Here is a 19863-nt window from a genome sequence, read left to right as displayed (position 1 = left end):
CCGGAGGAACGCCATGTCCGCCTCTCGTCTTCATCCCGACCCGCATCTCGACGCTGCGGCCGCCCAGATCCGCGCCGCCCAGGCCACCGAGAACCGCCTTGCCGTCGACGCCTTCTTCGACGAGCCGACCAACACGGCGAGCTATGTGATCCACGATCCCGCCACCCTTCGCGCTGCCATCGTCGACAGCGTGCTGGATTTCGACGCCGCCTCGGGGCGCACCTCCACCGCCTCGGCGGACGCCATGATCGCCTTCGTGCGGGAGAAGGGGCTGACGGTCGACTGGCTGCTGGAGACCCACGCCCATGCCGACCATCTGTCGGCCGCGCCCTATATCCAGCGCGAACTCGGCGGCAAGCTCGCCATCGGCCGCGAGATCATCACCGTGCAGAACGTGTTCGGGAAGATCTTCAATTTCGGTACCGAATTCGCCCGCGACGGCTCGGAATTCGACCGGCTGTTCGAGGATGGCGACACGTTCAGCGTCGGCTCCATCCCCGCCACTGTGCTGCATGTGCCCGGCCACACGCCGGCCGACCTGGCCTATGTGATCGGCGATGTGGTGTTCACCGGCGACACGCTGTTCATGCCGGATTTCGGCACCGCCCGCGCCGATTTTCCCGGCGGCGATGCCCGCCAGCTCTATCACTCCATCCGCCGGCTGCTGGCGCTGCCGGACGAGACGCGGCTGTTCCTCTGCCACGACTACAAGGCGCCGGGCCGCGACAGCTATGCCTGGGAAACCACGGTCGGCGCCGAGCGCGCGGGCAATATCCACGCCCGCGACGGGGTGGACGAGGACGCCTTCGTCGACATGCGCACCAAGCGCGACGCCACTCTCGCCATGCCCAAGCTCATCCTGCCCTCGGTGCAGGTGAACATGCGGGCCGGCAACCTGCCCGAGCCGGAGGAAAACGGCCGGCGCTACCTGAAACTCCCGCTCGACACGCTCTGACCCCGCCGGCCGGCGCGCCAACGCCGGCCGTTCGCGGTGACGCCCCGAAGGAATCGAGGAAACGCCCATGACGCCCAAACAGATCGTGCCGGAATTTCACGTGTGCGGCCCATTGGATGATGCCGGGCTGGCGCAGGCCGCCGCCGCCGGCTTCCGCTCGGTGATCTGCACCCGTCCCGATGGCGAGGACGCCGGGCAATTGCCGGCGGGCGAGGTCGCGACCCTGGCGGCGGCGTTCGGCATGGCCTTCGTCCATATTCCCGTCAGTCCCGGAACCTATGCCGAAACCGATGTCGCCGAGATGCGCGCCATGCTCGACCGGCTTCCCGGGCCCGTTCTCGGCTATTGCCGCACCGGCACGCGGGCGGCGACGCTGTGGGCGCTGGCCCAGGCCGGCCGCCGCCCGCCGGAAGAGACCCTGGCCCTCACCGCCGCCGCCGGGATCGACGTGAGCGGCCAGCGCGCCCGGCTGGCGGCACCCGTCGCCGGCGGTTCCGCCGCGCCGAAGGTCTATGACGTCGTAATTGTCGGCGGCGGCGCGGCGGGCATCGCCACCGCCTCCAGCCTGCTCAGGCGCCGGCCGTCGCTCGACATCGCCATCGTCGAACCGGCGGAGTGTCATTATTACCAGCCCGGCTGGACCATGGTCGGCGCCGGCGTGTTCAAGCCCGACACCACCCGCGTGCCGATGGGCGCTGTCATGCCGGAGCGGGTGAACTGGGTGCGGCAGGCGGCCGCCGGCTTCCGGCCCGACACGCGGGAGGTCGCGCTCGCCGATGGCACGTCGCTGCGCTACCGCGTCCTCGTCGCCGCGCCGGGCCTGCGGCTCGCCTGGGAGGCCATTCCCGGCCTGCCCGAGGCGCTGGGCCGCAACGGCGTGACCTCGAACTACCGTTTCGACCTCGCGCCCTACACGTTCCGCCTCGCCAGCACGGTGCGCGCCGGCCGGGCGCTGTTCACCCAGCCGGCCATGCCGATCAAATGCGCCGGCGCGCCGCAGAAGGCGATGTATCTCTCCTGCGACATCTGGCGCGCCGCCGGGGTGCTACCGCAGATGGAGGTGGAGTTCCACAATGCCGGCGGCGCGCTGTTCGGCGTGCCGGCCTATGTGCCGGCGCTGATGGCCTATGTGCAGCGCTACGGCATCGGCCTGAATTTCGGCTCCACCCTTGTCGCGGTGGATGGCGAGGCGCGCGTCGCCACCTTCCAGCGGACGGGGGCCGATGGCGGCGTCGAGCGGGTCGAGCGCTCCTTCGACATGCTGCATGCGGTGCCGCCGCAGAAGCCGCTCGATGTCGTCGCCGCCAGCCCGCTGGCGGGGGCCGGCGGCTGGATCGAGGTCGATCCGGCGACGCTGCGCCATGTCCGCCATCCCGACGTGTTCGCGCTGGGCGATGCCACCAATACGCCCAACGCCAAGACCGCCGCCGCCGCGCGCAAGCAGGCGCCTGTCGTGGCGGTCAATGTGTTGGCCGCGCTCGATGGCAAGGCCCCGGCCGCGCAATATGACGGCTATGGCTCGTGCCCGCTCACCGTGGAGCGCGGCAGGATCGTGCTGGCGGAATTCGGCTATGGCGGCGCGCTGCTGCCGACCTTTCCGAGCTGGCTGCTCGACGGCACGCGCCCGACGCGGCTCGCCTGGTTCCTCAAGGACCGCATGCTGCCGCCGATCTACTGGCACGCCATGCTGAAGGGGCGGGAATGGCTGTGCCGGCCCGAGCCCATGGCGCCCGCCAAAGAGGCGGCGTGATGCTGGAGCCGCTGCAATACGGCCTCGGCGCCGGCGCCGGCGTGCTGGTCGGGTTCACGCTGGGCCTCGTCGGCGGCGGCGGCTCCATCCTCGCCGTGCCGCTGATGGTCTATCTGGTCGGCGTGCGCAACCCGCATGTGGCCATCGGCACCAGCGCCTTCGCGGTGGCGGTGAACGCCGCCGCCGGCCTGCTGCAGCATGCCCGGGCCGGCACGGTGAAGTGGCGCTGCGGCGGCATGTACGCCACGGCCGGCATTTTCGGAGCCTTTGCCGGCTCCAGCCTCGGCAAGCTGGTGGGCGGCGAGAAACTGCTGGTCCTGTTCGCTCTCCTGATGCTCGTCGTCGGCGTGCTCATGTTGCGCGGGCGCGGCAATCCGGGCGAGCCGGGGGCGGAGTGCAACCGGCAGAAGGCGCCGAAAGTGCTCGGCTTCGGCCTTGGCACGGGCGTCTTCTCCGGCTTCTTCGGCATTGGCGGCGGCTTTCTCATCGTGCCCGGCCTGATCGGCTCCACCGGCATGCCGATCCTCAACGCGGTCGGCACCTCACTGGTGGCGGTGACGGCCTTCGGGCTGACCACCGCGTTCAACTACGCGCTGTCGGGCCTCGTGAACTGGCCGCTGGCCTTCGCCTTCATCGCCGGCGGCGCGCTCGGCAGCGTCGCCGGCATGAAGCTCGCCCGGCGGCTGTCCGGGCGCACCGGGCGGCTGACCACGGTGTTCGCGACGCTGATCTTCGTCGTCGCCAGCTACATGCTGTTCAAGAGTGCGTCCGCCCTGCTCGCGTGATCCCTTCAGCCCGCCGGCAGCACCACCACCTTGGTGCCGTCCGGGATGCGCTGATACAGGTCGATCACATCCTGGTTCATCATGCGGATGCAGCCGGAGGAAACCGCCTCGCCGATCGACCAGGGCTCATTGGTGCCGTGGATACGGTAGAGCGTGTCCCTACCGTCCTTGAACAGATAGAGCGCGCGGGCGCCGAGTGGGTTGCTCTCGCCGCCCGCCATGCCGCCCGCCCATTTCTGGTATTTTTCCGGCTCGCGGGCGATCATGTCGGGCGTCGGCGTCCAGCGCGGCCAGGCGCGCTTGTGCGCCACTTCGGCGGTGCCGCTGAACTCCAGCCCCTCGCGGCCGACGCCGACCCCGTAGCGCAGCGCCTTGCCGTTCTCCTGCACGAGATAGAGGAAGCGGTTCGCCGGGTCGACCACCAGCGTGCCCGCCGGCTGGCCGGTGGGATCGTCGACCAGCATGCGGCGGTTGCGCGCCTTCATCTCGTCGGCCGGCACGCCCGGCACGCGGAAGCCGCCATCCTCCAGCGCGCCATAGCGCGGGGCGAAGGGGGAAACGGCGGCAGCGGGCGCCGGCGCGGGCCGGCGCGTGGCGCAGGCGCCGAGGGCGAGCGGAAGCAGAACAAGCACGCCGCGCCGGGAGAGAGCTGGCGGCAGCCCGCGGTCATTGCTGGACGGCATGGGCTTACTCCGCCGCCTGCCGCCGGCGCGCTTCGGCGAAGGCTTCCTTGAAGCCTGCATAGTCCAGCGTCGAGGTGCGGAACGGGCCGATGAGATAGGCCGGCGTGCCCTGCAGGCCCAGCGATTCCGCCTGCGCCAGATTGCGGCGCAGCAGCGCGGTGATGTCGCCGGCATGCGCCTTGAGATCGGCATTGAGCCGGTCGACATCGACGCCCGACGCCCGCACCGCCGCCCCCATCTGCTCCTTGCTGACGCGGCGGCCGGGAATCGCCATCAGCGCGTGATGCACCTTGGCGTATCCGCCCTGATAGGCGGTAGCGAGGGCCAGTTGCGCGCCATAGACCGACGCCTCGGAGAGAATCGGCCAGTCCTTGTAGACAAGCCGAATGCGTCCATCCTCCCGCACCGCCCGTTCGAGGTCGGGCGCGGCTTTCTTGCAGAACGGGCAGTTGTAATCGAGGAAGGCGACCACGGTGACATCGCCCCTGGGATTGCCGGCGGTCGGCGCGGCGGGATCGCGCAATATCGCCTCGACATCGACGCCCTGGGCGCGGAGCGGCGCGCCGGCGAGGGCGCTTGCGGCGAGAAGGCCGGCGAGGGTGAGGACGTGGCGGCGCTGCATGGGAGCTCCTGAGGTTGAGGGGTGGGACAGGTGCGTCAGGCGCCGGCCGCAGCGAGCCGGCGGGCGATTTCCTCGACAGTGACGGGGCCGACGATGCGAGAGCCGGCAATCTCGCGCCCCTGCGCGTCGACCAGGAACAGGGCCGGAGGCCCGACCACGCGCAACCGCTGCATCAGGGCCCGGGTCTCGGCGGTGCCGTCGGTGATATCGGCGGTGATCTGCGGCAGGCCGGCGAGGCGGGCGCGCAGCTCCGGCGCCGCCATCACCGCCGCGTTGGACCGGCACACGCTGCACCAGGCAGCGGTGACATCGACCAGGATCGGCCCACCGCGAGCCGAGCCGGTTGCCGCCTCGGCGAGCGCCCGGTCGAAGCCGGCGGCGGAGGTGACGGTGGCGGAGGAGAGCGTTGCCGGGGGGCCTGCCGGCGGCGCGACGAAGGCGAGCGGGCGCAGCGGGTCCTGCGCGCCGCCGGCGGCGCCGATGATCAGCGTCGCCCCATACAGCGCCGCCGCCATGCCGCCGCCACGGGCGAGCCGCGCGGCGGGGCCGCTCGCTGCGGTGAGCCGGTCGAACCCGCCGATGAATGACGCCGCGCCGACCAGCAGCACGCCGAGCAGGGCGAGCGTCGCCGGCGGTGGCAGCAGGCGCCCGGCGAGCAGGATGGCGACGGCGAGGAAGACGATCCCGAAGCCCTGCTTGACCCGTTCCAGCCACACGCCGCCGCGCGGCAGCACGCTCGGCCCGAACAGGCCGACCAGCATCAGCGGCAGGCCCATGCCGAGGCCGAGCATGAACAGCGCGCCGGCACCGGTCAGCGCGTCGCCGGTCGTCGCTGCATAGAGCAGGGCGCCGGCGAGCGGCGGGGTGACGCAGGGCCCGACGATCAGCGCCGAGCCGAAGCCGAGCAGGGCCGCCCCGCCAAGCGAGCCGCCGCCTTTCGAATCCTTGCCGCCGCGCCCGGCCAGCCGGGAGGACAGGCCGGCGGGCAGGGCGAGATCGAACAGGCCGAACATGGACAGCGCCAGCGCCACGAAGATCGCCGCGCTCACCCCAAGCGCCAGCGGCGTCTGCAGCGTCGCCTGCAGATTCGCTCCCGACCAGCCGGCGACCGCGCCGACCAGCCCATAGGCGCCGGCCATGGCGAGCACATAGGCGCCGGTCAGCGAAAGGCTCCGCCGCCGTGTCAGCGCCCCGCCCGAGCGGGTGAGCAGGCCGGCGAGGATCGGGATCATCGGGAAGACGCAGGGCGTCAGCGCCAGCAGCAGGCCGAAGCCGAGAAAGGCCAGAAGCGTCCAGCCGGGGCCGCCGGCGAACAAGGTGGCGATGCGCTCGCCCTCATCGAGCGGCGGCACGGGGGATCTGTCCGCCGGCCCCGCTTGCGCCATTTCCGCCTGCGCCAGATCCGCTTTTTCTAGGTCCGCTTTTGCTACTTCCGCGCGCATGGCGGGCGGGGCATCGCTGACCTCAAGGCTGGCGAGATCGACGCGCCGCGCCTGCGGCGGAAAGCAGATGCCCTGTTCCGAGCAGCCCTGATAGCGGACCTGAAGCTGGCCGGTCGCGGCGAGGTCGCCGGCGCTGGCCTCGACATCCCGATGGAAAACCCTCACCGGCCCGAAGCTGGGGTCGTCCTTGGCCTCGCCCAGCGGCAGTTGCAGGGCCACCGGCGTGCCGTCGCGTGTCGCCTCCAGGCTGTCGCGGTAGAGATAGTTCCCCGCCCCGACACGCCAGCGCAGCAGCAACTCGCCCGAGGGCGCGCGGGCGGCCGTCAGCGTGAACGGTTCGGCGGCGGCCGGCGCGGCGAATGGCGCGGTCAAGTCGTTCGGCCCGCCGGCCAGGGCGGCCGGGGCCGACAGGCAGGCCAGCCCGAAAAACGCCGCGCGGATCGCCCGCGCCACAGATCGCCATGCCATCGCGTCACCGCTCCTGATGTGTTGCGGCGCAGCGCTCTACTTCTCAGCTTAAGCCAGCCTTAAGCTGGAGGTGCAGGCTGGTGCACAGGGGCGGCGCTAGGATGAACAGGGCGTGATGCGCATACTTCTGGTCGAGGACGACGCCGTGCTGGCGGACGGCATCCGCGCCGGGCTGACGCTGGCCGGGCTGAGGGTCGATGCCGTGGGTACCTGCGCCGACGCGCTGGCCGCCCTCGCGGCGTCGTGCTTCGACGCCGTGGTGCTCGACCTCCTGCTGCCGGACGGTTCCGGGCTCGATGTCCTGGCGCGACTGCGCGCGCGGGCCGACCCGACGCCGGTACTGCTGCTGACCGCGCTGGACGACACCGCCGACCGGGTGCGCGGGCTCGATGGCGGCGCCGACGACTATCTCGGCAAGCCCTTCGATCTCGATGAACTCGCCGCGCGGCTGCGTGCCCTGGCGCGGCGGGGCCATGGGCGGGCGGCGCCGCTGCTCACCCATGGCGACCTCACCCTCGACCCGGCCACGCTGACCGTGACCCTGGCGCAGACGCCCGTTCCAGTGTCGCGGCGGGAGGTCGCGGTGCTATCCATGCTGATGGAGCGACCGGGCATGATCCGCTCCCGCAGCGATCTGGAGGAGCGGCTTTATGGCTGGCAGGAGGAGGTCGAGAGCAACACGGTCGAGGTCTATGTGCATAATCTGCGCGCCAAGCTCGGCCGCGAGAGGATCGAGACGGTGCGCGGCCTCGGCTACCGGCTGCGGGGGCCGGCATGACCTCGCTGCGGGGACGACTGTTCGTCATCCTGCTGGCGGCCACGGGTGCGATCTGGCTGTGCGCCATCGGCTGGATCAGCGTCGGCAGCCGCAGCGAATTGGAGCATGTGCTCGATGCCCGGCTGCAGGAGGCGGCGCGCATGGTCCACTCGCTGGCCATGGCAACGGGCGCCGATGGCGCGATGGCGGGCGGGGCGGCGGCGCCCGCGCCGCTGCCGCTGCCAGCCGACACCGGCTATGAGCGGCAGCTTTCCTGCCAGATCTGGTCGTTTGACGGGCGCCTGATCGCCCGTTCCTCCGGCGCGCCCGACGCGGCGCTGACCGGCGAGAGCGCGGGCTTTTCCGACCGCGAGATAGAGGGCGAGACCTGGCGCGTCTATACGATCGAGGACCCCGCGAAAGGCGTGCGGGTGGCCGTCGGCGACCGGCTGGGGCTGCGCGACCGGCTGGTGCAGGATCTCGTCGCCGGCCTCGCGGTTCCGGCGGTGCTGGTCCTCCCGCTGCTGGGACTGCTGATCTGGCTCTGTCTCGGGCGGGGCCTTCGCCCTCTCAGCCGGGCGGCGGCCGACATTGCCGCGCGCGAGGGTGAGGATATGCGCCCGGTGGCGCCGGATGAGGCGCCGCGCGAGATCCAGCCGCTGATCGACGCGCTGAACGGGCTGTTCGCCAAGGTCGAGGCGGCACGCGCCCATGAGCGCGAGATCACCGCCTTCGCCGCGCATGAACTGCGCACGCCGCTCGCGGGGCTGAAGACCCAGGCGCAGGTCGCCCTTGCCGCCGGCGACGGCGAATTGCGGGGGAAGGCGCTGCGGCAGATCATCGTCTCGGTCGACAGGACCGGTCGTCTGGTGACGCAGCTTCTCGCTCTGGCACGGCTCGACACCGGCGCGGTCGGCACGGCGAGGGACATCGCCCTCGGCGCTCTGGTCCGCGACATGGCCGAGGCGGTGCCGCACCCGCCCGGCGTCGTCACCCGCCTCGATCCGGCGCTGGCGCAGAGCGGCCGGCGGGTCGACCGCGACATGCTGGCCCTCGTGCTGCGCAATCTTCAGGAGAACGCCGTCCAGCACATGGCGGCGGGAGAGATTCACTGGCGGCTGGAGGGGGCGGACCGGCTGGTGATCGAGGATGAGGGCCCGGGCATACCCGCCGGGGAGCTTGCCCTTGCGTGCCAGCGCTTCTACCGCGGCCGCGCCGCCTCCGGCTCCGGCTCGGGCCTCGGCCTCGCCATCGCGCAGACGGCGGCGGCGCGCATCGGCGCCCGCCTCACACTCGCCAACCGCGCCGACCGCCCCGGTCTCAGGGTCACGGTCGATCTGGGAGCGGGAAGGAGCGCGGCCGTCCGCCATTGACGCGCTGGGCGTTTCCACTGTTGCACCGAAACAGAGGAATGATCTCATTCTCTGTCGGGCGCGCTTTCCTCACGCGACCCGTGTCCCCGTCGCGCGAGCACGCTCGAGCGAGAGGCGAGGGAGCGCGGACGCGGCTTCCTCAGCCCTTTGCCGGCAGCGCCTCGACGGTGCCGCCGGCCGCCTTCCAGGCGGTGAAGCCGCCCGTGAGGTGGCAGACCCTGGCGAGCCCCATCTCCTGGGCCGTCTTGGTCGCCAGCGCCGAACGCCAGCCGCTGGCGCAATAGAAGACGAAGCGCTTGTCGGCGGCGAAGACCGGCTTGGCATAGGGGCTTTCCGGGTCGATCCAGAATTCCAGCATGCCGCGCGGGCAGGAGAAGGCGCCGGGAATGGCGCCGTCGCGCTCGCGCTCGCGCGGGTCGCGCAGATCGACAAAGACCACGTCGCCCTGCCCATGCAGGCTGGCTGCTTCTGCAACGTCGATGGCGGTGACGACGGCGTCGGCCTCGGCGAGCAACTGCTTGTAGCCCTTGCGCATCGCGCTCACTCCGCCGCGTCGATGCCCTGCACCGGGGCCGAGCCGGTGACGCCGAAGCGGCGCTCGACATAGTCTTCGACGATCTTCTTGAAATCCTCGCGCAGGGAAGGCCCGCGCAGCGTCATCGCCTTCTTGCCGTCGAGATAGACCGGCGCGGTGGGGAACTCGCCGGTGCCGGGCAGCGAGATGCCGATATCGGCATGCTTCGACTCGCCCGGCCCGTTGACGATGCAGCCCATGACCGCGACGTTCAGCGTCTCGACGCCGGGATAGCGCTTCTTCCATTCCGGCATCGAGGTGCGGATGAAATCCTGCACCTCGAAGGCCAGTTCCTGGAAGGTGGTGGAGGTGGTGCGCCCGCAGCCGGGGCAGGCGGCGACCAGCGGCACGAAGGTGCGCAGGCCCATCGTCTGCAGCATTTCCTGCGCCACCGTCACCTCGCGGGTGCGGTCGCCACCGGGCTCGGGGGTGAGCGAAACGCGGATCGTGTCGCCGATGCCTTGTTGCAAAAGGACACCCATGGCGGTGGACGAGGCGACGATGCCCTTGGAGCCCATGCCAGCCTCGGTGAGGCCGAGATGCAGCGCGTAATCGGCGCGCCGCGCCAGTTCGGCATAGACGGTGATGAGATCCTGCACCGCCGAGACCTTGGCGGACAGGATGATCTGGTCGCGCGGCAGGCCGATCTCTTCGGCCAGCGCGGCGGAGAGCAGGGCCGAGCGCACCAGCGCCTCGCGGGTCACGGCGCGCGCTTCCGCCGGGCGGGGCAGCTTGGCGTTTTCGTCCATCAGCGCGGTGAGCAGATCGCCGTCGAGCGAGCCCCAATTGGCGCCGATGCGCACCGCCTTGCGGTAGCGGATCGCCTGCTCGACGATGGTGGTGAAGTGGCGATCACGCTTCTCGCCGAAGCCGACATTGCCGGGATTGATGCGGTATTTGTCGAGCGCCTGCGCGCAATCCGGGTACTTCGTCAGCAGAAGATGCCCATTGTAATGGAAGTCGCCGACAATGGGGGTGTCGAGCCCCATTTTCAGCAGGCGCTCCTTGATCTCAGGCACGGCGGCTGCGGCCTCGTCCCGGTCCACGGTGATGCGGACGATTTCCGAGCCGGCGCGGGCGAGCGCGGCGACCTGCCGGGCGGTGCCTTCCGCGTCCGCCGTGTCGGTATTGGTCATTGACTGCACGACGACCGGCGCGCCGCCGCCGACGGTGATGTTGCCCACCTTCACCGCGACGGTGAGGCGGCGCGGGGCGGGGCCGGCGGCTTCCAGATCGGGGGCGACGACGGGGGCGGTGGTGGCAGCGTCCATGGCGTTCATCGTCCGGGGACAAGGGGCGCGCCTGGCGGGCGCGGCGTGCGACAGGGGGTAAGCCGGGGCGGGCAGTGCGTCAACGGGCGGCCTCAGCGCGCGGGGGAGAGGCGGCCTGCGTGCCGGCGGTGGCGCGGCACTTGGCACAGGTGCCGGCGATCTCCACCACCGGTGTGCGCGGGGTGAAGCCCTCGGCGCGGGTCGCCCAGGCCAGATCACGGCCGATGGCGTGGGAGGCGACTTCCGCCGTCACGCCGCAGCCCTCGCAGATGAGGAAGACGATGACATCCTCCGGGCCGTGCTCGCGCCCGCAGACGAGATAGGCGTTGCGGCTCTCGATGCGGTGGGCGAGGCCCTCGCCGACGAGAAAGTCCAGCGCCCGGTAAACCGACATGGGCGGCGGCTTCTCGCCGGAGGCGCCGAGCCGTTCCACCAGCTCATAGGCGCCGAGCGGGGTGTGGCTGTCGGCGAGCTCTTCCAGAACGCGCCGGCGCAGCGGGGTCAGCCGGGCGCCGCTGCGCGCGCAGCGCGCCTCGAAGCGGGCGATGGCGCTCGCCACGCAGGCGGCATGGTCATGGTCGTGGCCATGGTGCTCTTGCGCATGCGGGCTGGCGGGCGGCGAAGGTATAATCGACATACAAGCATTATAGACCCTCCCCGGTCGCGGCGCCATGACAGTGCCGTGACGGGCGCCACGGTGCCCGTCACGCGCTCCCGGACCGGGGGCGACGAGACAGCGGCGTTTCAGGCGAAACGTTCGGCACGCTTCGCCCTTGTGGGGCGCTGTGCGCCGGAGCAGGATACAGGTGCCGGTTCGTCAATTGGGGGTTCCATGAAGGCTTACACATTCATTCTCGTGGCGGCGCTCGCGCTGCCTCTCGCCGCCTGCTTCGAGGGGCCGTCCGGCCCCGCCGGCCCGAAGGGCGAGGCCGGTGTCGCCGGTCCCGCGGGCCCTGCCGGCCCTGCCGGTCCCGCCGGCGCCACCGGCCCGGCCGGCCCCGCCGGTCCCGCTGGCCCGGCCGGTCCTACTGGTCCGCAGGGCCCTGCCGGCACGGCCGGCGCGGCCGGGGCGCCCGGCGCCTCGTCGCTGACCGTGCGCGCCGCGCCGTGCCCGGCGGCGGGCTGCACCAGCGGCTGCGAGAGCGGCGAGGTGATCGTCTCGGGCTACTGCGTCAATACCGAGCGTAGCTTCCAGCACATCGCCTCCTTCGCCGATGATGGCGGCAAGACCGTCGTCGCCTGCGAGCACCCGGTGAAGGAAGTGGTCGCGGTCTGCCTCAAGCAGCCCTGATCCGCGTCCGGGCCCATGCCGAGGCGGGGCGGTGATGGCGACGTCATCGCTCCGCCCTAGAATCCAGCGGGCGGCCGCGGCCGCCCGTCCTGTCGCATGAGGAATTTACTATGTCCCTGAAGGGTAAGAACGCCGTCGTCACCGGCTCCACCAGTGGCATCGGCCTCGCCATCGCCCGCGCCTTCGCCGCCGAGGGGGTGAATGTCACGCTGAACGGCTTCGGCGACGCCGCCGAGATCGAGGCGCTGCGCGCCGGCATCGAAAGCGAGTTCGGCGTCCGCGCGCTTTATTCCGACGCCGACCTGACCAAGGCGGCGGCCTGCGCCGGGCTGGTGGCCTATGCGGAAAAGGAACTCGGCTCGGTCGACATCCTCGTCAACAATGCCGGTATGCAGCATGTCGCGCCGGTGGAGGAGTTCCCGGACGACAAATGGGATCTCATCCTGGCGCTGAACCTTTCCGCCGCCTTCCATGCCATCAAGGCCGCCGTGCCGGGCATGAAGGCGCGGCACTGGGGCCGCATCATCAACACCGCCTCCGCCCATGCGCTTGTGGCCTCGCCGTTCAAATCCGCCTATGTCGCCGCCAAGCATGGCATTGCCGGCCTCACCAAGACCGTGGCACTGGAGACGGCGCCGTTCGGCATCACCGTCAACGCCATCTGCCCCGGCTATGTCTGGACGCCGCTGGTGGAAAAGCAGATTCCCGACACCATGAAGGCGCGCGGCATGACCGAGCAGCAGGTGAAGGACATGCTGCTGGCGGAGCAGCCGACCAAGCAGTTCGTGACCGTCGAGGAGGTGGCGGCGCTGGCGGTGTTCCTCGCCAGCGACGCGGCGCGCTCGATCACCGGTGCCCTGCAGCAGATGGATGGCGGCTGGGTGGCGAAATAGCCGCCTCTCGACGCGCGGGCGGCTTTGTGGTGTGACGGCGCGATGAGCGACACCGTCACGCCCGCCCCGCCCGCCTTCGACATCGCCGCCCGCGTGCTCCACCGCGACGGCATGATGCTGGTCATCGACAAGCCGGCCGGCCTTGCCGTGCACAAGGGACCGAAAGGCGGCGAGACGCTGGCCGACCATCTCGACGCGCTGCGCTTCGGCCTGCCCAATGCGCCGGAACTGGCGCACCGGCTCGACAAGGACACCTCCGGCTGTCTGGTGCTTGGCCGCCATCGCAAGGCGCTGGCCGACCTCGGCAAGGCGTTCGCCGACGGCACGGTGGGCAAGACCTATATGGCGGTGGTGCGCGGCGTGCCGGCGGAGACACGCGGGCGGATCGAGCTGCGCCTCGCCAAGCGTTCGCCGACGCGCGGCTGGTGGATGGCGGTGGATCCCCGTGGGCAGGAAGCCGTCACCGAATGGGAGATGATCGCGCAGGGCGAGGGGCTGGCGGTGCTGGCGCTCTCCCCGCTCACAGGGCGCACCCATCAATTGCGGGTGCATCTCGACGCCATCGGCCACCCGATTCTCGGCGACAGCATTTATGGCGGCGCCTCCCGCCTGCCGGGCGGGCCGATCCTGCATCTGCATTCGCGCCGGGCGGTGATCCCGCAGAAGAAGGGGCGTGAGGCGGTGGATGTGCGGGCGCCGCTGCCCCCGCATATGCGGGCCACGCTGCAGCGCGCCGGCTTCGACCCCGCCGCGCTGGAAGCGCTGGCGGATGCCGCAGCCTTCACGCCGCGCGCCGGCGTTACACCACCCGCAGGCCCGGCTTGAGCGTGCGCGCCACCCGGCCGCCGAACTGCCCGCAGCCGATCAGCCCCGGCGTCGGGTGGGTGATGACGTGCACCGGAATCTCCGCCAGCCGCGCCTCGAAGGGCGGATGCTCCTCGAAGGCGGCGCGGAAGGCGGAGTCGGCGAAGAGCGGGGCCAGCCCCACCGAGACGCCGCCGGCGAGAAACACCCCGCCGCGCGCATTGGTGATGAGCGCGAGATCGCCGGCGATGCGGCCGAACAGCCGCAGGAACACATGGCAACTGTGCCGGGCCGCGTCCTCGTCGCGCCGTGCCGCCGCGATCACGTCCTCCGGGGCCAGGCTGGCGCCGGAGAGGATGCGGTGAACGCGGGCAAGGCCCGAGCCGGAGAGCGCGTGCTCCACCACGACGGGGCCGAGCTCGCGCACCATATGGCCGAGCAGCAGCGCTTCTTCCGAATCGGCGGCGCCGAGCCGTACCCGCCCGCCTTCGCCGGTCAGCACCATGCGGTTGCGGCCGGTCTTCACCAGCATGGCGGTGCCGAAGCCGGTGCCGGGCCCGCACACCAGGATCGGCGCGTCGCGCTCGGCATGGCCGCCGCCGACGGCGACGAGGTCCTCGGCCGCGAGTGCCGGCACGCCGAGCGCCAGCGCCTCGAAATCATTCAGCACGCTGAATTTCTGCCAGCCGAAATAGCGGCGCATCTCGCGCTTGGAAAACGACCAGTCGCGATTGGTGAGCCGTATCACCTCTTCATCGGCCGGCCCCGCCACGGCCAGCACGGCGCCGCCGACCGTGGAGCGCGCACCCTCGCCGCGCTGGGCGAGATCGGCCTCGATCATCCGCTCGAAGCCGGCGAAATCGTCATTGCGGTGAATCTGGATGTCGCGCGGCACGCCGTCCGGGCCGACCAGGGCGAGGCGGGAGGAGGTTCCGCCAATATCGGCGATGAGGATCTTGCTGGGCATGTTCCGTTCGCTGCAGGACGAGGCCGGGGGAGGAGGCACAAGGCGGATTAGGGCCCATTCCGGCCCGCTTCGACAACCCCCACGCCTGCATTTGGATGCACCCTTGGCGGGAAGTTGCGGATAAGGTTGCCTTCGCCTCCGGCTCGGCCTAGTCCCATCGGAATGACAGACACGCGCTCGTCCTCCCGCCGCCCGGCTTCGGGCTCCCCCGCCGCTGCCGAGACGCCCGGCCTTGCGGCCCGCCGCGCCGCCGCCGAGGCGGTTCTGGCAGTGCTCGACACCGGCCATCCGCTCGAAGAGACGCTGGAACGGCTGACCCGTGGGCTGGAGGACCGCGACCGGGCGCTGGCGCGGATGATCGCCGCGACGACGCTGCGCCGGCTCGGCAGCCTGCGCGCGCGGCTGCGGGCGCTGCTCGAACGCGGAATCCCTGAGAAGGCGCGCCGGGTCGAGGTGCTCATTCTCACCGGCGCGGCGCAGATCCTGTTCATGGACGTGCCCGACCATGCGGCGGTGGGCACCACGGTGACGCTGGCGGGCGAGCAGGCGGCGACCGCCGGCTTCAAGGGCCTCGCCAATGCGGTGCTGCGGCGCATCGCCCGCGAGGGCCGGGAGGCGCTGGCCAATGTCGCCGACCAGCCGGAATGGATGGTGGAAGGCTGGACAGCGGCCTATGGTCCGGCGCGCGGGGAGGCGATCTCGCGGGCGCTGGCGCAGGAGGCCCCGCTCGACCTCACCGCCCGCGACAACCCCGCCGCGCTGGCGGAAAAGCTCGGGGCCCGGCTGCTGCCCACGGGCTCGATCCGTCTTGTCGAGGCCGGGAACGTCACCGCGCTGCCGGGCTTTGCCGAGGGTGAATGGTGGGTGCAGGACGCGGCGGCGGCGCTGCCGGCGCGGCTGCTGCGCCCGGCGGCGGGAATGACCATCGCCGATCTCTGCGCCGCCCCCGGCGGCAAGACCGCCCAGCTCGCCGCCGCCGGCGCGCGGGTGGTGGCGGTGGATCGCTCCGGCCCGCGCCTGCGCCGGCTCAAGGCCAATCTGGCGCGGCTGAACCTCTCCGCCGAGATCGTCGAGGCCGACGCCACCCGGCTCAATGCCGGGCCGTTCGACGGCGTGCTGATCGACGCGCCCTGCTCGGCCACCGGCACCATTCGCCGCCATCCCGATGTCGCCTGGACCAAGGCGCCGGGCGATATCGCCGCGCTGGCCGATCTGCAGGCGCGCCTGCTCACCCACGCCGCCGACATGGTGAAGCCGGGCGGGCTGCTGGTCTACTCCACCTGCTCGCTGGAGCCGGAGGAAGGCGAGCGCCAGGTCGCGGCCTTCCTTGAGCGCCGGCCGGATTTCACCCGCGTGCCGGTGGAGCCGGGCGAATGCGGCATCGCGGCGGAATGGATCAACGCCGCCGGCGAGGTGCGTACCCTGCCGACGCATCTGCCGGATGAGGATCCGCGCTTTGCCGGGCTCGATGGCTTCTTCGCCGCGCGGCTGCGGCGGGGATGAGCCTGTCCCTTCCTGCCGCGCGCCGCCTCGCCCGCCGACTGGACGCACGGACTCGCTCCGCTAAGCTCGCGGCCATGGCAAAGCTGGTGATTCCCGGCGTCTTCGAGAGGGGCTGAGGCGCTGATGGCCCGCGACATCCACGCGAAGCGCGCCCGTCTGGCGCTGTTCGCGCTTGAGACCGGCTGGAACCGGCTGGTCGCCCACACTCTGGCGCATCCCTGGTTCCCCTGGCGGGCGACGGCGGTGCCGGTGCCCTCGCGGCTGCTGTTCGCCCCGCATGAACTGCGCACCGGCGACCCCGCGCGCGCGGCCGACTTCTATGCCGGGCGCTACAGCTTCGCCGGCAAGCTGGTGCTGACCGACGGCGCCTCTCCCTTCGAGATGGAGCCGCCCTCGCCGGACTGGGCGCGCGAGCTCTATTCCTTCGGCTGGCTGCGGCACTTGCAGGCCGCCGCCTCGCCCGTCGCCCGCGCCCATGCCCGCGCGCTGGTCGGCGACTGGATCGCCATGCGCGGCCACCGCCTGCCGCTGGCCTCGTCGCCCGAGGTGGCGGCGCGGCGGGTGACGAGCTGGCTCACCCAGGCGCCGCTGATCCTGCAGGACGCCGATCCCGGCTTTCACCGCCGCTTCATCCGCAGCCTCACGGCGCAGGTGCGCTACATCAAGAGCGTCGGCCCGGGCGCGCCGGACGGGCGGGCGCGCCTTGCCTGCGCGCTGTCGCTGTCGCTGGCCAGCCTCTGCATGGCCGACCAGACGCGGCTGATGCGCGCGGCGCAGAAGCGGCTGGTCGAGGAACTCGACCGGCAGGTGCTGGGCGATGGCGGCCATGTCAGCCGCAACCCGGGCATGCTGCTCGATGTGCTGCTCGACCTGCTGCCGCTGCGCCAGAGCTACGAGGCCCGGCATGTGGCGCCGCCGCCGGCGCTGCTCAACGCGCTCGACCGGATGATGCCGATGCTGCGCTTTTTCCGGCATGTCGACGGCGCCTTCGCGCTGTTCAACGGCATGGGGCCGACGCCGGCGGACGTGCTCGCCACCGTGCTCGCCTATGACGATGCGCGCGGGCGCCCGGTGGCGAACGCGCCCTATTCCGGCTACCAGCGCATGGAGGCCGGCACCACCGTGGTGATCGCCGATACCGGGGCGCCGCCGCCGCTGCCGGTGAGCCTCGACGCGCATGCGGGCTGCCTGTCCTTCGAGCTGTCGGCCGGGCGGCACCGTATCGTTGTCAATTGCGGCCTGCCGGCCGCCGGGCGCGAGGAATGGCGGGCAGCGGCTCGGCAGACGGCGGCGCATTCGGCCGCCGTGGTGGAGGAGGCCTCGTCCTGTCGCTTTCTCGCCGCCGGCCCGCTGACGCGACTGTGCGGGGCGCCGGTGCTCAGCGGTCCCAGCGATCTGCATGTCGACCGGGGTGAGCGCGGCGGTGCGGACGTGCTGCGCGCCAGTCATGACGGCTATGCGGCGCGCTACGGCCTCATCCACCAGCGCTCCTGGCGGCTGTCGGCGGATGGTATGCGGCTCGACGGCGAGGATCTGTTCCGGGTGGCGCAGGGCGAGGAATTCTCCGCCGACCAGCCCGGCCGCTATGCGGTGCGCTTCCATCTGCATCCCTCGGTCGAGCCCTCGCGCACCTCGGACGGGCAGACGGTGATCCTGCGCCTGCCCGATGGCGATGACTGGGCGTTTACCGCGCCGGGAAGCAGCGTGACGATCGAGGAGAGCATCTTTCTCGGCAGCGGCGCCGGTCCGCGCCGGACGGATCAGCTCGTCATCACCGGGAATGCCCGGCAGACGCCGCGGGTGGAATGGACCTTCGTCCAGTTGAAAGCGCTGCGGGGCTGATCCCTCGCCTTTTCCCAATTCGTCATCCCGGCCGAGCGCAGCGAGAGCCGGGATCGCTCGCCGATCGTCGCGCGATCCCGGATACGGCCTGCGGCCGTTCAGGGATGACGATGGCGGCAGTGAAGGGTTAAGGGAGGCGCCCGCTCCTCTGCCCACATAGCGGGTCGGCTCTGCGCACGGTTCACCCGGAAGGCCAGACGTGGTAGGGGCGGCGGCTTCCCCGTTTCAACGCATTGGCCGCTTCCATGTCCGCTGACATCCGCCCCATCGCCCGCGCCCTTCTCTCGGTCTCCGACAAGACCGGCCTCGTGCCCTTCGCGCAGGCGCTCGCCGCCAAGGGCATCGCGCTGGTTTCCACCGGCGGCACGCGCAAGGCGCTGGCGGAAGCGGGGCTGGCGGTGCTCGACGTGTCCGACCTCACCGGCTTTCCGGAAATGATGGACGGGCGGGTGAAGACGCTGCATCCCGGCGTGCATGGCGGCATTCTCGCCATTCGCGACGATGCCGCCCACCGCGCCGCGATGGAGCAGCACAACATCCTGCCGATCGACCTTGTGGTGGTGAATCTCTACCCGTTCGAGGCCACGGTGGCGCGCGGCGCCGGCTATGATGACTGCGTCGAGAACATCGACATTGGCGGGCCGGCGATGATCCGCGCCGCCGCCAAGAACCATGCCGATGTCGCCATCGTGGTCGATCCGTCGAGCTATGACACCGTGCTGGCGGAGATCGCGGAAAAGGGCGGCACCACGCTCGCCACCCGCCGCCGGCTGGCGCAGCTCGCCTATGCCCGCACCGCCACCTATGATGGCGCCATCGCCGGCTGGTTCGCCGAGGTCGAGGCGAAGGAGAACGCGGAAGCGGCGGCGGAAAGCCGGGTGTTCGGCGGACGCCTCGCGGAGGCGCTGCGCTATGGCGAGAACCCGCACCAGAGCGCGGCTTTCTATGTCGGCGGCCCGGCGCGGCCGGGGGTGGCCACCGCCCGCCAACTCCAGGGCAAGGCGCTGTCCTACAACAACCTCAACGACACGGACGCGGCCTTCGAGGCGGTGGCGGAGTTCGACCCCGCCCGCGCCCCGGCGGTGGTGATCGTCAAGCACGCCAATCCCTGCGGCGTCGCTGAAGGCGAAACGCTGGTTGAGGCCTATCGCAAGGCGCTGGCCTGCGACCCGACCTCGGCCTTTGGCGGCATTGTGGCGCTGAACCGCACGCTGGACGCCGACGCGGCGCGCGCCATCGTCGACATCTTCACCGAGGTGATCGTCGCCCCCGACGCGACAGAGGAAGCCGCCGCCATTGTCGGCGCCAAGAAGAATCTGCGCCTGCTGGTGACCGGCGGCCTGCCGGACCCGCGCGGCGGCGGGCTGGCGGTGAAGTCGCTCGCCGGCGGCTATCTCGTGCAGTCGCGCGACAATGCCGTGGTGGACGACATGGCGCTGAAAGTGGTGACCCAGCGCGCGCCGACGGCGAAGGAACTGGCGGACCTCGCCTTCGCCTTCCGCGTGGTGAAGCATGTGAAGTCGAACGCCATCGTCTATGCCCGCGACCTCGCGACCGTCGGCATCGGCGCCGGGCAGATGAGCCGGGTCGATTCGGCCCGCATCGCCGCCCACAAGGCGCGCGACGCCGCCGAGGCGGCTGGGAATGCCGAGCCACTGACGCGCGGCAGCGTCGTGGCCTCCGACGCCTTCTTCCCCTTCGCCGATGGCCTCATCACCGCCATCGAGGCCGGGGCCACCGCCGTGATCCAGCCGGGTGGCTCGATCCGCGACGCGGATGTGATCGCGGCGGCGGATGCGGCCGGCATCGCCATGGTGTTCACCGGCGTGCGCCATTTCCGCCATTGAGCGGGTGGGCAACGAAAAAGGGCCGGCGTGAGCCGG

The 19863-nt window shown here is 71.4% G+C and carries 18 protein-coding genes; 11 read left to right on the top strand and 7 right to left on the bottom strand.

Annotated elements, in window-relative coordinates; translation table 11 throughout:
- Positions 1-13: 13 nt before the first annotated feature.
- The 3 genes from AAC979_RS13865 to AAC979_RS13855 all read left to right on the top strand — a co-directional run bounded on the left by AAC979_RS13865 (position 14) and on the right by AAC979_RS13855 (position 3490).
- Complete coding sequence (locus AAC979_RS13865) at positions 14-955, top strand: MBL fold metallo-hydrolase (protein WP_371347460.1); 942 nt, start codon at positions 14-16, stop codon at positions 953-955.
- 67 nt (positions 956-1022) lie between these two features.
- The gene (locus tag AAC979_RS13860) at positions 1023-2705 is read left to right on the top strand and encodes a TIGR01244 family sulfur transferase (protein ID WP_371347459.1); all 1683 of its coding nucleotides are present in this window, start codon (positions 1023-1025) and stop codon (positions 2703-2705) included.
- Positions 2702-3490: a sulfite exporter TauE/SafE family protein gene (locus AAC979_RS13855; protein WP_371347458.1), complete on the top strand. Its 789-nt coding sequence runs from the start codon at positions 2702-2704 to the stop codon at positions 3488-3490. Before AAC979_RS13860 ends, AAC979_RS13855 begins: the two co-directional genes overlap by 4 nt.
- 5 nt (positions 3491-3495) lie before the next feature.
- Here the strand turns inward: AAC979_RS13855 and AAC979_RS13850 are convergent, their stop codons facing one another.
- From AAC979_RS13850 to dsbD, 3 genes are read right to left on the bottom strand one after another with little or no spacing between them, the layout of a single operon-like run.
- On the bottom strand, positions 3496-4173 hold the full coding sequence (locus AAC979_RS13850; protein WP_371347457.1) for a L,D-transpeptidase: 678 nt from the start codon (positions 4171-4173) through the stop codon (positions 3496-3498).
- A 4-nt stretch (positions 4174-4177) separates the two neighbouring features.
- Positions 4178-4795: a DsbA family protein gene (locus AAC979_RS13845; RefSeq protein WP_371347456.1), complete on the bottom strand. Its 618-nt coding sequence runs from the start codon at positions 4793-4795 to the stop codon at positions 4178-4180.
- A 35-nt stretch (positions 4796-4830) separates the two neighbouring features.
- Positions 4831-6705, bottom strand: coding sequence for a protein-disulfide reductase DsbD (gene dsbD, locus AAC979_RS13840; protein WP_371347455.1), 1875 nt, complete (start codon positions 6703-6705; stop codon positions 4831-4833).
- Positions 6706-6820: 115 nt separating this feature from the next.
- Between dsbD and AAC979_RS13835 the strand changes: the two genes are divergently transcribed.
- Both AAC979_RS13835 and AAC979_RS13830 read left to right on the top strand, forming a co-directional pair.
- Positions 6821-7483 carry a response regulator gene (locus tag AAC979_RS13835; protein ID WP_371349059.1) on the top strand — a complete coding sequence of 221 codons (663 nt, stop codon included), beginning with the start codon at positions 6821-6823 and terminating at the stop codon, positions 7481-7483.
- On the top strand, positions 7480-8835 hold the full coding sequence (locus AAC979_RS13830) for an ATP-binding protein (RefSeq protein WP_371347454.1): 1356 nt from the start codon (positions 7480-7482) through the stop codon (positions 8833-8835). The genes AAC979_RS13835 and AAC979_RS13830 overlap by 4 nt, the downstream gene beginning before the upstream one ends.
- Before the next feature lie 139 nt (positions 8836-8974).
- Here AAC979_RS13830 and AAC979_RS13825 read toward each other — a convergent pair whose 3' ends face one another.
- The 3 genes from AAC979_RS13825 to AAC979_RS13815 form a co-directional block, all read right to left on the bottom strand.
- Positions 8975-9370 (bottom strand): rhodanese-like domain-containing protein, encoded by a 396-nt coding sequence (locus tag AAC979_RS13825; RefSeq protein ID WP_371347453.1) that lies wholly within the window; start codon positions 9368-9370, stop codon positions 8975-8977.
- A 5-nt stretch (positions 9371-9375) separates the two neighbouring features.
- Entirely contained in the window at positions 9376-10680 is a 1305-nt protein-coding gene (gene ispG, locus AAC979_RS13820) for a flavodoxin-dependent (E)-4-hydroxy-3-methylbut-2-enyl-diphosphate synthase (RefSeq protein ID WP_371347452.1), read from the bottom strand.
- Positions 10681-10759: 79 nt separating this feature from the next.
- Positions 10760-11317 carry a Fur family transcriptional regulator gene (locus AAC979_RS13815; RefSeq protein WP_371347451.1) on the bottom strand — a complete coding sequence of 186 codons (558 nt, stop codon included), beginning with the start codon at positions 11315-11317 and terminating at the stop codon, positions 10760-10762.
- A 195-nt stretch (positions 11318-11512) separates the two neighbouring features.
- Between AAC979_RS13815 and AAC979_RS13810 the strand changes: the two genes are divergently transcribed.
- The 3 genes from AAC979_RS13810 to AAC979_RS13800 all read left to right on the top strand — a co-directional run bounded on the left by AAC979_RS13810 (position 11513) and on the right by AAC979_RS13800 (position 13689).
- Entirely contained in the window at positions 11513-11971 is a 459-nt protein-coding gene (locus AAC979_RS13810) for a hypothetical protein (RefSeq protein ID WP_371347450.1), read from the top strand.
- A 110-nt stretch (positions 11972-12081) separates the two neighbouring features.
- Entirely contained in the window at positions 12082-12864 is a 783-nt protein-coding gene (locus AAC979_RS13805) for a 3-hydroxybutyrate dehydrogenase (RefSeq protein ID WP_371347449.1), read from the top strand.
- 42 nt (positions 12865-12906) lie between these two features.
- Complete coding sequence (locus AAC979_RS13800) at positions 12907-13689, top strand: RluA family pseudouridine synthase (protein ID WP_371347448.1); 783 nt, start codon at positions 12907-12909, stop codon at positions 13687-13689.
- On the opposite strand, the gene AAC979_RS13795 is transcribed toward AAC979_RS13800, so the two are convergent.
- Positions 13664-14635 carry a glucokinase gene (locus tag AAC979_RS13795; protein WP_371347447.1) on the bottom strand — a complete coding sequence of 324 codons (972 nt, stop codon included), beginning with the start codon at positions 14633-14635 and terminating at the stop codon, positions 13664-13666. The two genes, AAC979_RS13800 and AAC979_RS13795, sit on opposite strands and share 26 nt — an antisense overlap.
- A gap of 162 nt (positions 14636-14797) precedes the next feature.
- On the opposite strand from AAC979_RS13795, the gene rsmB reads away from it, so the two are divergent.
- The 3 genes from rsmB to purH all read left to right on the top strand — a co-directional run bounded on the left by rsmB (position 14798) and on the right by purH (position 19827).
- Positions 14798-16138, top strand: a complete 1341-nt coding sequence (gene rsmB / locus AAC979_RS13790; protein WP_371347446.1) for a 16S rRNA (cytosine(967)-C(5))-methyltransferase RsmB — start codon at positions 14798-14800, stop codon at positions 16136-16138.
- Positions 16139-16261: 123 nt separating this feature from the next.
- A complete protein-coding gene (locus tag AAC979_RS13785) occupies positions 16262-17980 on the top strand; it encodes a heparinase II/III family protein (RefSeq protein ID WP_371347445.1) in 1719 nt (572 codons plus the stop codon).
- A gap of 245 nt (positions 17981-18225) precedes the next feature.
- A complete protein-coding gene (gene purH / locus AAC979_RS13780) occupies positions 18226-19827 on the top strand; it encodes a bifunctional phosphoribosylaminoimidazolecarboxamide formyltransferase/IMP cyclohydrolase (RefSeq protein WP_371347444.1) in 1602 nt (533 codons plus the stop codon).
- Positions 19828-19863 lie beyond the last annotated feature (36 nt).

Source organism: Ancylobacter sp. IITR112, from assembly GCF_041415945.1.
GTDB lineage: Bacteria > Pseudomonadota > Alphaproteobacteria > Rhizobiales > Xanthobacteraceae > Ancylobacter.
The sequence above is the reverse complement of the archived record's forward strand: the minus strand, read 5'-3'. Positions and strand labels throughout refer to the sequence as shown.

Bases quoted from the DNA above. Each gene is read 5' to 3' on its own strand.
- AAC979_RS13845 (WP_371347456.1), bottom strand. From the start codon at position 4,795: ATGCAGCGCCGCCACGTCCTCACCCTCGCCGGCCTTCTCGCCGCAAGC.
- AAC979_RS13865 (WP_371347460.1), top strand. From the start codon at position 14: ATGTCCGCCTCTCGTCTTCATCCCGACCCGCATCTCGACGCTGCGGCC.
- purH (WP_371347444.1), top strand. From the start codon at position 18,226: ATGTCCGCTGACATCCGCCCCATCGCCCGCGCCCTTCTCTCGGTCTCC.
- AAC979_RS13795 (WP_371347447.1), bottom strand. From the start codon at position 14,635: ATGCCCAGCAAGATCCTCATCGCCGATATTGGCGGAACCTCCTCCCGC.
- AAC979_RS13800 (WP_371347448.1), top strand. From the start codon at position 12,907: ATGAGCGACACCGTCACGCCCGCCCCGCCCGCCTTCGACATCGCCGCC.
- AAC979_RS13860 (WP_371347459.1), top strand. From the start codon at position 1,023: ATGACGCCCAAACAGATCGTGCCGGAATTTCACGTGTGCGGCCCATTG.
- AAC979_RS13825 (WP_371347453.1), bottom strand. From the start codon at position 9,370: ATGCGCAAGGGCTACAAGCAGTTGCTCGCCGAGGCCGACGCCGTCGTC.
- AAC979_RS13815 (WP_371347451.1), bottom strand. From the start codon at position 11,317: ATGTCGATTATACCTTCGCCGCCCGCCAGCCCGCATGCGCAAGAGCAC.
- AAC979_RS13835 (WP_371349059.1), top strand. From the start codon at position 6,821: ATGCGCATACTTCTGGTCGAGGACGACGCCGTGCTGGCGGACGGCATC.
- AAC979_RS13830 (WP_371347454.1), top strand. From the start codon at position 7,480: ATGACCTCGCTGCGGGGACGACTGTTCGTCATCCTGCTGGCGGCCACG.
- dsbD (WP_371347455.1), bottom strand. From the start codon at position 6,705: ATGGCATGGCGATCTGTGGCGCGGGCGATCCGCGCGGCGTTTTTCGGG.
- AAC979_RS13805 (WP_371347449.1), top strand. From the start codon at position 12,082: ATGTCCCTGAAGGGTAAGAACGCCGTCGTCACCGGCTCCACCAGTGGC.
- AAC979_RS13785 (WP_371347445.1), top strand. From the start codon at position 16,262: ATGGCCCGCGACATCCACGCGAAGCGCGCCCGTCTGGCGCTGTTCGCG.
- AAC979_RS13810 (WP_371347450.1), top strand. From the start codon at position 11,513: ATGAAGGCTTACACATTCATTCTCGTGGCGGCGCTCGCGCTGCCTCTC.
- ispG (WP_371347452.1), bottom strand. From the start codon at position 10,680: ATGGACGCTGCCACCACCGCCCCCGTCGTCGCCCCCGATCTGGAAGCC.
- AAC979_RS13850 (WP_371347457.1), bottom strand. From the start codon at position 4,173: ATGCCGTCCAGCAATGACCGCGGGCTGCCGCCAGCTCTCTCCCGGCGC.
- rsmB (WP_371347446.1), top strand. From the start codon at position 14,798: ATGACAGACACGCGCTCGTCCTCCCGCCGCCCGGCTTCGGGCTCCCCC.